General features: G+C 61.5%; 11 protein-coding genes. 6 read left to right on the top strand and 5 right to left on the bottom strand.

Annotated features, from left to right (window positions below):
* Window positions 1-19 precede the first annotated feature (19 nt).
* The 3 genes from GAL01_RS01430 to rpsD all read right to left on the bottom strand — a co-directional run bounded on the left by GAL01_RS01430 (window position 20) and on the right by rpsD (window position 2,967).
* The gene (locus GAL01_RS01430) at window positions 20-1,567 is read right to left on the bottom strand and encodes a peptide chain release factor 3 (protein ID WP_062033635.1); all 1,548 of its coding nucleotides are present in this window, start codon (window positions 1,565-1,567) and stop codon (window positions 20-22) included.
* 214 nt (window positions 1,568-1,781) lie between these two features.
* Window positions 1,782-2,186: a hypothetical protein gene (locus tag GAL01_RS01435; RefSeq protein WP_062033638.1), complete on the bottom strand. Its 405-nt coding sequence runs from the start codon at window positions 2,184-2,186 to the stop codon at window positions 1,782-1,784.
* A gap of 163 nt (window positions 2,187-2,349) precedes the next feature.
* Window positions 2,350-2,967, bottom strand: a complete 618-nt coding sequence (rpsD, locus tag GAL01_RS01440; protein WP_062033641.1) for a 30S ribosomal protein S4 — start codon at window positions 2,965-2,967, stop codon at window positions 2,350-2,352.
* Window positions 2,968-3,332: 365 nt separating this feature from the next.
* Here rpsD and GAL01_RS01445 point away from each other — a divergent pair, with 365 nt between their 5' ends.
* Both GAL01_RS01445 and GAL01_RS01450 read left to right on the top strand, forming a co-directional pair.
* Window positions 3,333-3,803, top strand: a complete 471-nt coding sequence (locus GAL01_RS01445) for a BON domain-containing protein (RefSeq protein ID WP_062033644.1) — start codon at window positions 3,333-3,335, stop codon at window positions 3,801-3,803.
* Window positions 3,804-3,902: 99 nt separating this feature from the next.
* Window positions 3,903-5,117: an MFS transporter gene (locus GAL01_RS01450; protein ID WP_062033647.1), complete on the top strand. Its 1,215-nt coding sequence runs from the start codon at window positions 3,903-3,905 to the stop codon at window positions 5,115-5,117.
* Here GAL01_RS01450 and GAL01_RS01455 read toward each other — a convergent pair.
* On the bottom strand, window positions 5,071-6,468 hold the full coding sequence (locus GAL01_RS01455; RefSeq protein WP_062033650.1) for an MATE family efflux transporter: 1,398 nt from the start codon (window positions 6,466-6,468) through the stop codon (window positions 5,071-5,073). The genes GAL01_RS01450 and GAL01_RS01455 overlap by 47 nt on opposite strands.
* Window positions 6,469-6,553: 85 nt before the next feature.
* Between GAL01_RS01455 and cysS the strand changes: the two genes are divergently transcribed.
* The 4 genes from cysS to GAL01_RS01475 are packed head-to-tail and all read left to right on the top strand — an operon-like array spanning window position 6,554 to window position 10,587.
* Complete coding sequence (gene cysS, locus GAL01_RS01460; protein WP_062033898.1) at window positions 6,554-7,912, top strand: cysteine--tRNA ligase; 1,359 nt, start codon at window positions 6,554-6,556, stop codon at window positions 7,910-7,912.
* A gap of 2 nt (window positions 7,913-7,914) precedes the next feature.
* A complete protein-coding gene (locus GAL01_RS01465; protein ID WP_062033653.1) occupies window positions 7,915-8,691 on the top strand; it encodes an RNA methyltransferase in 777 nt (258 codons plus the stop codon).
* A 4-nt stretch (window positions 8,692-8,695) separates the two neighbouring features.
* Window positions 8,696-9,706, top strand: coding sequence for an ion channel (locus tag GAL01_RS01470; RefSeq protein ID WP_082790821.1), 1,011 nt, complete (start codon window positions 8,696-8,698; stop codon window positions 9,704-9,706).
* A complete protein-coding gene (locus GAL01_RS01475) occupies window positions 9,703-10,587 on the top strand; it encodes an aldose 1-epimerase family protein (protein WP_082790822.1) in 885 nt (294 codons plus the stop codon). Before GAL01_RS01470 ends, GAL01_RS01475 begins: the two co-directional genes overlap by 4 nt.
* A 46-nt stretch (window positions 10,588-10,633) precedes the next feature.
* Here GAL01_RS01475 and gltX read toward each other — a convergent pair whose 3' ends face one another.
* Window positions 10,634-11,968, bottom strand: a complete 1,335-nt coding sequence (gene gltX, locus GAL01_RS01480; protein WP_062033656.1) for a glutamate--tRNA ligase — start codon at window positions 11,966-11,968, stop codon at window positions 10,634-10,636.
* Between the last annotated feature and the right edge of the window lie 29 nt (window positions 11,969-11,997).

Consider the following 11,997-nt stretch of genomic DNA (forward strand, 5'->3'; position numbering starts at 1 on the left):
CAGAGCGGGGGTTTTCCTCTCAGGTGGCTGACATGCCGATCTGCTTGATGTCGTGAAACGCCAGATCGGGGTTCATCTCGATAGTCCGGCGCATCATGAAGGAGGATGTTGCGAGGAAAACCGGATCTCCATCCAGATCATCGGCCATGGCGGAGCGGTTCATGTCCTGGAACATCTCGATCTTGGCGCGGTCTCCGGTCACCCAGCGGGCCAGCGAGTAGGGAGTGCTCTCGAAACCGATGGTCACACCATACTCGCCCAGAAGACGGGACTGGAGCACGTCAAGCTGAAGCGTTCCGACCACACCCACGATCGGCGAAAGGCCGTCCTGCGGGCGGAAGAGCTGAACCACGCCTTCCTCGGCCAACTCCACGAGAGCCTGACGAAGCTTCTTGGCCTTCATCGCGTCATCGAGACGGACACGGCGCAGAATTTCGGGCGCGAAGTGCGGCACGCCCGTAAAACGCAGATCTTCGCTCTCGCTCAGCGTATCGCCGATCCGCAATGTGCCGTGGTTCGGAATACCCACGACGTCACCGCCAAAGGCTTCTTCCGCCAGTTGCCTGTCACGGGCGAAGAAGAACTGCGGCGTATGCAGGGCAAACTGCTTGCCGGTCCGGACATGCCTGAGGCGCATCCCGCGGGTCAGACGACCGGAACACACACGGGCGAAGGCCATACGGTCTCGATGGTTCGGGTCCATGTTGGCCTGAATCTTGAAGATCAGCGCCGTAACCTGATCTTCGGAGGCCTTGACCTCGCGCGTTTCGGTCTGCTGCGCACGGGGTGCGGGACCGTAGGCCACGAGCGCGTCCAGCAGATCCGTGACGCCGATTTCCTTCATGGCAGAACCGAAGAAGACCGGGGACAGATGGCCGGCGTCGAAGGATTCCCGGTCGAACTCAGGCAATGCGGCTTCGGCCAGTTCGACTTCCTCGCGCATCTGGACAATGCGGGGATCATCCTCGCCGACGGGTTCTTTTGTGTGCACTTCCTGCGTCCGCAGGTCATACGTGCCGATGAACTTGGCCGCGCGTCCGATCGGCCATGTCGCCGGGGACGTGTCCAGCGCGAGCGTGTTGGCAATTTCGTCGAGCAGCGCAAAACAGTCCTGCGCTTCACGGTCCATCTTGTTGATGAAGGTGACGATGGGAATGTCGCGCAGACGGCAGATTTCGAACAGTTTGCGTGTCCGCTCTTCGATACCCTTCGCAGCGTCGATGACCATGACCGCACAATCCACGGCCGTCAGGGTACGGTAGGTGTCTTCGGAGAAGTCTTCATGGCCCGGCGTGTCGAGCAGGTTGAAGACGCAGTCGCCATATTCGAAGGTCATGACGGAGGTCACGACGGAAATGCCACGGTCGCGTTCAATGCCCATCCAGTCGGACTTGGTACGGCGACGTTCGCCCTTGGCCCGGACATTGCCCGCCATCTGGATCGCACCACCCGCCCGCAGGATGCGTTCGGTCAGGGTCGTCTTACCGGCATCCGGATGGGAGATGATGGCAAAGGTGCGCCGACGTGCGATCTCGCGGTTAATTTCTGCGCTCAATGCCTCTGACATGATGCCTCCGGTAAAAAGAAAGACCCGGGACTGGAACCTTCATGGTGCCCAGACAGAGTGCCCAGGCAGGCAGATCACCGGGCAGCAGAAGCAGAGGACAACCCTGATCGAAGCCTATTCCATCGGGAGGCGGCAATGTGCAGAAGGACCCCTGCCCCGTCAAGAGACCGGAGGGCTACTCTTCCGGGAAATGCCGGTTTGGCGGCACCTCTTCCTAGTCCACGGTGTTCCCATGGGGTGCGATCCCGCTTCCCATCGGGCCGGATGTTGCATAGGCCTCGCCGAATTTCCCGATGGCGCTCCCTGAAACAGGGTCATGTAGACTGCCAGAATTAGAGATATCTCCCTTCCCGCCGGGCAGAACGCTGCGCAGGAACTGCCAGGCTTTTCCTGCACGCGTGAGACGGAGTGGGGGCGGCGCCATGGCCCGTGCCTGCGGGGCGTCCACATAATGCCCGGAACCTTCAGAGGTTTGCGCAGACGTCACGGTGTAATTCCGTGGAAGGTCGACCGGGACGTGCACTGGCGGGACAAAAGTATTGATCCCTCGGGAAAGGGCAGGCGCACTGAGCAGTGCCGGAAGCATCAGGCATAATCCCGCAGCGGTAAGAGCGCGCATCCCCGGATCCTTTGCAAACGTCATGCAACAGTAATGACCAGTAGACTATCCGTGCAACAGGATACGGCAGCCTGCGGCCCTGGCACAAAAAAAGCCGGATGGGAGAACCCATCCGGCTTTTTCCGGTCGCATTCCGATCCGGGCAATAAAGCCCGGCTCAGGATCAGCGGGAGTAGAACTCGACGACCAGGTTTGGTTCCATCTGCACCGGGTACGGCACGTCCGAAAGAACGGGAACACGCAGGAACGTGCCCTTCATCTGGCGGTGATCGACTTCAACGTATTCCGGCGTGTCGCGCTCACCCGTCTGAACAGCGTCGAGCACAATGGCGAGCTGCTTGGAGGTGGAGCGGACTTCGATGACGTCGCCTTCCTTCACCAGGTAGGACGGGATGTTCACCTTCTTGCCGTTGACCGTGACATGGCCGTGGCTGATGAACTGACGCGATGCGAACGGCGTGATCGCGAACTTCAGACGGTACACAACGGCGTCCAGACGACGCTCGAGCAGACCGATCAGGTTCTCGGACGTATCGCCCTTGCGACGAACGGCTTCGTCATAATACTTGCGGAACTGCTTCTCGCTGATGTTGCCGTAGTAGCCCTTGAGCTTCTGCTTGGCCATCAGCTGGATGGAGAAGTCGGACGGCTTCTGCTTGCGGCGCTGACCGTGCTGGCCGGGGCCGTATTCGCGACGGTTGACCGGGGACTTGGCACGGCCCCACAGGTTGACGCCGAGGCGACGGTTGATCTTGTACTTGCTCTCAAGACGCTTTGACATGGGTTGACCCCTGTACTCATCAGAACCGCCCCATGCTGCATGGCGGTCCGTTTTGTTGTGCCGGTAGGCCCTCTCCCGGATTGGAAAGGGCGGGCGCGCACCCAGATGCCGGACCGGCGGGATTGCAGACTCCCGCGCTGTTGGACCGGCCGGTACGTCCACGTTTCCGGCTGTGCCGTCGCGCCTACAGGAGTCCCCGGACGGGGTCAATCAAAACCTGCTTGCAAGCCATGTCATTTTCTTGCAGTGGGGGCGCGGAAAGTACGCAACCACATCAACTCCGGCTGCGCTAACTGTCCGGAACTCCCCTTCGCTTTTTCCCGAGCACTCCTGAAGGGGAGCAACACGTTTTTTCGAGTTTCCGCATGAAAACCTACCGCTTCAATCCCAAAGCCGGCCGTATCGGCGAAGGTTCCCTCGAAGGACTGGTGCAGTCCCTTGATGCGCCTCTGCCCCCCAAGCCCGGGGAGAGCGTCATCAAGCGTGCCTTCAAAAGATTCGGCCTCGCCCAGATGCACATGTCCCATCTGGTGATCGACGACCGCACGATCTATCTGCGCGGCAAGGCGGACAACGCCAAGGACCGCGACCAGATGATCCTTGCGGCAGGCAATGTCGCGGGCGTCTCGGCGGTTGAAGCCGAAATCGCCGTTCCGGCCGGAACGCCGGAGCCAGAGTTTCTGGAAATCAAGACGAGCAAAACGCTGGACGAAGTGGCTGACAAGCTGCCGCAGGACATCACCGGCGATGAGCTGCTTGACGCAAATCAACCGCTTGTCACAGCCAAGGATGACATTTATCCGGGTCAGACCATCCGACTGCCGACCGAGAACTGATCTGTTCGTCGCGGCTCCTCCGAGATGGGGAGCCGCGACAGCGTTTCACGATCCGGTACTGGCAGGACGGTCCTGACCTCCATTCCCGGAATTCCCCTTATGGACTCCATCGAACCTCTCGACGTCGAACGGGTGCGCCCACCCCACGGTGTCGGACCGGCCATGCTGTCCCTCATGCTGGCAACATTCACCATCGGCACCGGCGAATTCGCCATGATGGGTCTGCTGCCGGAATTCTCGCACTCCCTGAACATCACCATTTCGCAGGCAAGCTGGGCTATTTCGGCCTATGCCATGGGCGTCGTCATCGGTGCCCCGCTGATTGCGATCCTGGGTGCGCGCCTGCCACGCCGCACGCTCCTGCTCTGCCTGTTATGCCTGTTCATTGCGGGCAATATAGGCAGCATCCTGATGCCCAGCTTCGCGGGCATCGAACTCATGCGCTTCATCACGGGCCTGCCTCACGGGGCTTTCTTTGGCGTTTCGGCTCTGATCGGCGCCTCGATGGTCGAGCGTGCCCGACGCGGACGGGCGGTCGGACGGGTGCTGTCGGGCATCATGATTTCGACTGTTATCGGGTCGCCCCTCTCGACCTATGCCGCCAATCACGTGGGATGGCGCGTGGCCTACGGCACGATCGCGGCTCTGGGCGCCGTATGCTTTGTGGGGATCTGGTTCTTCGCACCGCGTGACAGGCCGCATCCGGGCGCAACCGCACTGACCGAACTCGGTGCGTTCAAACGCCCGCAGGTTCTGCTGACGCTGCTGACCAGCGCGGTCGGGTTTGGCGGGCTTTTCGGGATCTACACGTTCCTGACGACCGGCCTGACGGAGGTCACACAGCTTCCGGGCTGGCTGGTGGCCGTCTATCAGGTCGTGTGGGGACTGGGCATGGTGGCGGGCAATGCGTTTGGCGGAGCCATGGTTGACCGCAGCATCGACCGGACGGTGATCGTCTCCCTGACGGGAAGCATTGTCTTCATGTTGGGGTTCTGGCTGCTGCTGCCCTCGCCCTACGCCATGCTGCCGGTCACTTTTCTGGTTCCGGCCGGGATCATCATGCTCTCCCCTGCCCTCCAGACCCGCCTGATGGAAGTCGCCGGGGATGCACAGACCCTCGCCGCCTCGCTCAACCATTCGGCGTTCAATCTCGCCAATGCCTTCGGAGCATGGCTGGGGGCGGTGCTGGTCAGTTCAGGGCTCGGCCTGGGATCCGTTGGCTGGGGCGGGGCGCTGTTCTCGGCACTGGGACTGGTGATCTACGGGCTCACGATGTGGCAGGCACGGGCTTGCGCATCACGCGAAGCAGCCTGATCCCGAAGGCCACACAGGTCGTGGCCAGCGCCAGCGCCATGCCGATCCAGAGGCCTTCCACACCAACATGCTGGTGGAAGGCCAGCCATCCTCCGAACACCAGACCGACCAGACCATAGCTTGCCACGGCAATCAGCATCGGCGTCACGGCGTCTCCGCAGCCCCGGAGTGCGCCGCTGAAGACGCATTGCAGGCCATCCGCGATCTGGTAGAGCCCCGCAATTTTGAGAAGTGTCACGACCAGCGCCGTGGTTTCGGGGTCCGGCGCACGATTCGAGAAATAGAGCGGCAGGATCTTTTCCGGCCAGAGCAGCAGTAGCGAGGAAGTGGCCAAGCTCCACATCAGGACGATGCCGATTCCGGTCAGAGCCGCACGACGACCCTGCTCCATGCGGCCCGCTCCCCGCCAGTACGCCACGCGCACATTCGTAGCCTGACCGATCGCCAGACACACCATAAACAGCAGCGAACTAACATTGACCGCCACCTGATGGGCCGCGAGGCTGTGTGTTCCGAGCTCACCGGCGCGCAGACTGGTGATCTGGAACATCAGGATTTCGGCCGCCGCTCCCATCATCATGGGACCGCCCAGCTTCAGCAGATCCTTCATGACGGCCCACTGCACGGGCGCGGGTTTCAGTACCGCCCGCACGCGCTGATGGGTCAGACAGAGGCCGAACAGAGCAAAACTGACGACCCAGCCGGTCAGGGTCGTCGCCGTTGCGGAACCGTAAAGCCCCATCGCGGGAAGCCCCGCCCAGCCGTGGATCAGCGCCGCATTGGTCAGCCCGTTGCAGATCGCCATGGCCGGCATGATCCAGAGCAGCAGCGTCTCGGCGCCCAGCGCCGGCAGCGCGACACGCAGCACCCCGATAACGGCCAGATCAGGCAGAAGTGACAGCAGCAGAATATCAATGAAACGGCTGCCATGCGTGATGACTTCCGCCGGTTCACCGATGGCCGTGAAAATAGTTTTCGAAAAAGCCAGCAGCAGGGCGCACGGAACGAAAACCGCAATGGCGAGTACGAGCGTCGCACTCATGACACTGCGCCCGTCATGGGACGTGCGGCCATGATCTTCCGCGCCGCGTCCATGCGACAGAAGCACCCCTGCCCCGCCGAGAACGGCCTGGAACGTCACCATCGTCGTGAAGAAAAACGTGCTGGACAGACCACCAATGGCCAGTTCCGTCACACCCAGTCCACCGAGCAGGACCGTATCCGTGACACCCATCGCCATTTCGGAGAGCTGCGACAGGGCCAGCGGCAGCGCAATCCGCACCAGCGTCAGGGCATGATTGCGTGGCGTTGTCGGGTCAGACGGCGGATGACTGAAAAAGGTGCTGCTCATGCTCCCCTAATACAGGCGTCAAACCTGCCGACAAGAGTAACAAAGCCTGTTGCGCCCAAACCAAGGCTGGCGCATTGATCGGCATATGGCCGATCCTGCTGCACACGTGCTCCGCCTGCACGATACCCATCTTCGCGAAAAGCGACCGTTCACGCCCCTCAATCCTGAGAATGTGCGCGTCTATTTCTGCGGACCGACCGTCTATGACCGCGCGCATCTGGGCAACCTGCGCGCCATGATGTGCGCGGATATCCTCATTCGCCTGCTGCGGACGCTGTATCCGCGCGTCACTTACGTCCGCAACGTCACCGACGTGGACGACAAGATCAACGCGCGCGCGAAAGAGAACGGCGAGGACATTTCCGCCCTGACCGAACGCACGACGCAGGCCTTTCATGAAGATCTCGCGTCACTCTTCATTCTGCCGCCCGATATCGAGCCCCGCGCCACCCATCATATCGACGATATGCTGGAGATGATCGCGCAATTGATCGAGACCGGTCATGCCTATGAAGCCGAAGGGCATGTGTTGTTCGCAGTCCGCAGCTTCCCGTCCTATGGCGCACTTTCGGGCCGCTCGCTCGATGACATGATCGCGGGCGCCCGTGTTGAAGTCGCGCCCTACAAGCGTGATCCGGGCGATTTCGTGCTGTGGAAGCCGTCCGAGCCGGACCTGCCGGGCTGGGACAGCCCCTATGGGCGCGGACGTCCGGGCTGGCATATCGAATGCTCGGCCATGTCGCACCGTTATCTGGGCGAGAGCTTCGACATTCATGGCGGCGGCGACGACCTGCTGTTTCCACATCATGAAAACGAACGCGCGCAGTCCATGTGCTGCCATCCGCATGGCAAATTCGCCACGCACTGGGTCCATAACGGGATGCTGCTGTCGAACGGCGAGAAAATGTCGAAATCGCTCGGCAATTTCTTCACGATCCGCGAAGTGCTGGACCGCTCGCCTGCTGAGCCTTTGCGGCTGCTCTATCTGGGCGCGCAGTACCGCTCTACGCTGGATTTCAGCTGGGACAAGCTGGAGGAAGCGCGTCGGGTTCTGGACCGGCTGTACCGTGCGCTTGAACGTGGCGATGCGCAGCCGGGTGCGGCTGTTCCGGCAGCGGTCATGGACGCATTGTGCGACGATCTGAACACGCCTTTGGCCATCGCCGCCCTTCACCCGCTAGCGGATGCCGCCATGCAGGGCGATCAGGACGCAGCCTCCAGCCTGCTGGCTGCCGGAAAAATGCTGGGTCTGTTCAATGTGACGCCTGCAGAGTGGTTCCAGTCCGGTGTGGATGCTCGTGTTATTAACGTGCTGATCGAAGAACGTCTTGCTGCCCGCATCTCCCGCGATTTCGCCCGTGCCGATGCCATCCGTGCGCAGCTTGCGGCAGATGGCATTACCCTTGAAGACGGCCCCGGTGGCACAACCTGGCGGAAGGCGTAACCATGACCGGACGTGACGGCGGGGCGGATATCGGCCCCCTTGGAGATTTTGATCCGGTTGTGATCCTGGTACGCCCGCAGCTTGCCGAGAATATCGGTACGACGGCGCGCGCCATGGCGAATGGCGGCCTGTTCCATCTGCGCATTGTCGCCCCGCGCGACGGCTGGCCACAGGAACGCGCCTGGTATGCATCGTCGGGCGCGGACCGGATCCTGGACGCGGCTCAGGTGTTCGAGACGGTGGACGATGCCGTGGCCGACCTGCACCGCATTTTCGCGACGTGCCCGCGCCCGCGCCATGTGGTCAAGCCGGTCATGACTGCGCGAGGTGCCGCCGCCGAACTGCGTGTCGCCTCCACCCGTGGCCTGCGCACCGGCATTCTGTTCGGGCCCGAACGCGCCGGTCTGGATAACGAGGATATGGCCCGCGCCGATACGCTGGTCCGCTATCCGCTCAACCCGAAATTCATGTCGCTGAACCTCGCACAGGCCGTGCTGATCATGGCCTATGAATGGTTCCTGACCGAAGACATGACGCCACCGCGCGAACTCATGACTAACGAGACGCATGTGGCGACGAAGGGGGAGATGGAGAATTTCATGTCCCACCTCGTCCGCGATCTGGATGAGACCAATTTCCTCAGAAATGAGCAGAAACGCCCCGGAATGTTGCGGAACCTGCGTCATTTCTTCACCCGAGGCGAAGTGACGGAACAGGAGCTTCGCACCCTTCACGGCGTTGTCAGCGAACTGAGCAGCGCCCGCAGGAACAGGAGCTGACCCCATGATCCACTGGCGCCACCGGAAACGGATGCAAGCCCGACCTGATCCGGGGGCGCCAGAATCACAGCACGGACATCCCACCGTCGTCGAGACGGTCAACAGGATCCGGGCGCATGTCCTCGAAGAGAACGGCCGCAGCGACATCATCCGCACAGGTCTGGATTCAGGAGCTCTTGGAGACCTCTATCATACCCTGATGACCATGAGCTGGTTCATGTTCTTCTGGGCCTCGATCGGGCTGTATCTGGTCATCAATATCGCCTTTGCGCTGATGTATTACGTCATCCCGCACAGCGTCAGCGGCATTGCGGATGGGGATTTCCTCGACGATATTTTCTTTAGCGTTCAAACGATTTCGACCGTCGGTTACGGCACCATGTCGCCCGTCGGACGCCTGACGAACACCATCGTCTCGTTCGAAGTTCTGGCAGGCATGATGCTGAACGCGCTCGCCACAGGACTGGTCTTCGCCCGCTTCTCCCGCCCCCGCGCCCGCGTGCTCTTCAGTCATGTGGCGGTCGTCTCCTATGACGACGTGATCCCCACCCTCACGATCCGCATCGCCAACCAGCGCCGCACCCTGATCCTGTCCGCCAATATCGAGATGACGCTCACCCGCCTGATGCCGGACGAGCGCGGACGTCTGGTCCGGCGGTTCGACCGGCTTACGCTGGTGCAGTCCCACATGCCGATCTTTCGCATCAGTCTGAACGCGACCCATCTGATCGACGCACAGAGCCCGCTTTTCGGTCTGTCAGCCGAGACGCTGATTGATCAGAACGCGGAAATCATCATCACGATGGACGGCACGGACGAAATCTCGTCCCAGACCGTTTTCGCCCGTCATGCCTACGAAATCGGACATGTGAAACACGGCTACCGTTTTTCGGATATGATCGCCAATCGTCCGGATGGACGCGTGGAGGTCGATTTCCGTCGCTTCCACACGACCGAGCCGGGCGATACGCCGCAAACGCCTGATCCTACCCCCCTGACAGGAGACATCCCATGACGGATATCGTGACGGACGACAGACATGATTTCGGGACCGGCCTGCTGAAGGCCTCGGTCAGAAGCCATGGCGCCGAACTGGTCGCCTTGAGCAACGGGACGGACGATCTGCTCTGGAACGCAGGACCGGCATGGCCCAGACAGTCGCCGGTCCTGTTCCCGATCATCGGCAGGCTCCCCGAACATGAGATCACGCTCGATGGCACGCCTGTCCGGCTGAAACAGCACGGCCTGGCGCGGGACCGGGCCTTCCGCTGGATAGCGCGGACGCCCGAGGGCTGTACGCTGGAACTGGTGGACGATGGCGAAAGCCGCGCGCTCTTCCCGTCCGCCTTCCGGCTGCGGATGGTCTATCTGATCGAGAACAACACGCTGCGCGTCTCGTATCATCTGCACAATCCGGACAGCACCAGCACGCTCCATGCCTCCCTTGGCGCACACCCGGCGTTCCGCTGGCCCCTGAAGGATGGTGTCGCCAAAGACAGCTACCGGCTGATTTTTGAATACGACGAACCGCTGCCCGTCCGTCGTATTGGCGCTGACGGCCTGCTTCTGCCGGAAAAACAGCATACGCCGGTCCGGGACAATGTCCTTGCGCTGACGGATAAGCTTTTTGAAAAAGACGCTCTCATCATGGAGAAGCCCGAAAGCCGGTCCGTGGACATGGTCGGGCCGGACGGCGCAGGTCTCCGTTTCGTCTGGGGCGGATTTAAAGAGCTTGGTCTGTGGACGAAACCGGGAGCCGATTTCCTGTGCATCGAGCCCTGGTATGGCTATGCGACACCGGCCGGCTTCAAGGGGGATTTTTCACAGAAACCCGGTCTTCTGCACCTGAAGCCGGGCGAAAGCTGGACTGCCTTCTGGTCCGTTAAGGCAATCTGAAAAACAGGCCCGTCGTGCTTTTCAACGAGCGCGACGGGCAACAGGCTCAGGCCTGAATGGCGTCCCGCAGACGGGCCACCGTGCGCTCGCGTCCCATCAGACCGAGCAGAACATGCAGTTCCGGGCCGGCATCTTCACCCGTCAGGGACAGACGCAGCGGCATGAAGAGGGTGCGCCCTTTGCGGCCCGAGGCTTCCTTGAGCGTATTGGTCCAGTCCTTCCAGGTGTCCTCGCCCCACGGCTCGGCCGGCAGAGTGTCGAGGGCCTGCTGAAGAAACTCACGATCTTCGGGCTGGGACGGCGGGACGATCGTGCCGTGTACCACGTCCCACCAGTGCGGAATTTCGGCGGAGAGGTCCACGTTTCCGCGCACGGCATTCCAGAACGTCTCGTCGGCTTCTGGCGGAAGATGCGCCTTCGCAGCCTCGAACGGCAGGCTGTGCAGAGCACGGCGGTTCAGAGCGAGAAGCTGCGTCATGTCGAACCGCGCGGCCGATTTGGACACATGCGAGATGTCATAAGCCGCAATGGCCTCGTCCATCGTCATGATCTGCGGATCATCCGAGGACCCCACTCGGGCGAGATAAGAGACGATCGACATCGGCTCCAGCCCGTCCTGACGCAGGGATTTCAGCGCGAGCGAGTCGAACCGCTTCGACAGCTTCCCGCCATCGGAATCCAGCAACAGCGGCAGATGCGCGAAGGTGAAGCGGTTGGGCTTGGCACCCAAGGCTTCGGCAATGTCGATCTGCACGCCGGTATTGGTCACATGATCTTCGCCGCGGACAATATGGGTGATGCCCATGTCCAGATCGTCGATCACGGAGGCCAGCGTGTAGAGGATCGTGCCGTCCCCACGCACCAGAACCGGATCGGAAATGGCCGTCAGCTTGACCGAGCACTCGTCCATGACGAGATCGTTCCACTTGCGGCTACCATCGCTGAGGCGGAAGCGCCAGTGCGGCGTCTTGCCGTTGGCTTCAGCGCGGGCACGCTGATCGGCCGTGAGCTTGAGCATGGCGCGGTCGTAGATCGGCGCCTTGCCGCAGCGGATGCGGGCTTCGCGCTTGGCGTTCAGCTCGTATTCCGTTTCAAAGCAGGGATAAAGACGGCCTGTTGCCTTCAGCTTTTCAATAACTTCGGCATAACGGTCCAGCCGCTCGGACTGGCGGACATATTCGTCCCATTTCAGCCCCAGCCAGGACAGGTCCTTGCCGATTGCCTCTTCATATTCGGGCTTGCCCCGGCTGGTATCGGTATCGTCGATCCGCAGCAGGAATTTTGCGCCGTTATGGCGTGCGAAAAGAAAGTTGGCGACGGCAAGGCGCGCATTGCCAACATGCAGGTAACCGGTCGGGGACGGAGCGAAGCGCAGTTTCATGACGCCTTAATGCCGCATGATGCGCCGCG

The sequence above is a fragment of the Gluconobacter albidus genome, assembly GCF_002723915.1.
GTDB lineage: Bacteria > Pseudomonadota > Alphaproteobacteria > Acetobacterales > Acetobacteraceae > Gluconobacter > Gluconobacter albidus.

Coding starts and splice junctions, on each gene's coding strand:
- GAL01_RS01450 (WP_062033647.1), top strand. CDS start 3,903: ATGGACTCCATCGAACCTCTCGACGTCGAACGGGTGCGCCCACCCCAC.
- GAL01_RS01430 (WP_062033635.1), bottom strand. CDS start 1,567: ATGTCAGAGGCATTGAGCGCAGAAATTAACCGCGAGATCGCACGTCGG.
- GAL01_RS01455 (WP_062033650.1), bottom strand. CDS start 6,468: ATGAGCAGCACCTTTTTCAGTCATCCGCCGTCTGACCCGACAACGCCA.
- GAL01_RS01435 (WP_062033638.1), bottom strand. CDS start 2,186: ATGCGCGCTCTTACCGCTGCGGGATTATGCCTGATGCTTCCGGCACTG.
- GAL01_RS01470 (WP_082790821.1), top strand. CDS start 8,696: ATGATCCACTGGCGCCACCGGAAACGGATGCAAGCCCGACCTGATCCG.
- rpsD (WP_062033641.1), bottom strand. CDS start 2,967: ATGTCAAAGCGTCTTGAGAGCAAGTACAAGATCAACCGTCGCCTCGGC.
- GAL01_RS01445 (WP_062033644.1), top strand. CDS start 3,333: ATGAAAACCTACCGCTTCAATCCCAAAGCCGGCCGTATCGGCGAAGGT.
- gltX (WP_062033656.1), bottom strand. CDS start 11,968: ATGAAACTGCGCTTCGCTCCGTCCCCGACCGGTTACCTGCATGTTGGC.
- cysS (WP_062033898.1), top strand. CDS start 6,554: ATGGCCGATCCTGCTGCACACGTGCTCCGCCTGCACGATACCCATCTT.
- GAL01_RS01475 (WP_082790822.1), top strand. CDS start 9,703: ATGACGGATATCGTGACGGACGACAGACATGATTTCGGGACCGGCCTG.
- GAL01_RS01465 (WP_062033653.1), top strand. CDS start 7,915: ATGACCGGACGTGACGGCGGGGCGGATATCGGCCCCCTTGGAGATTTT.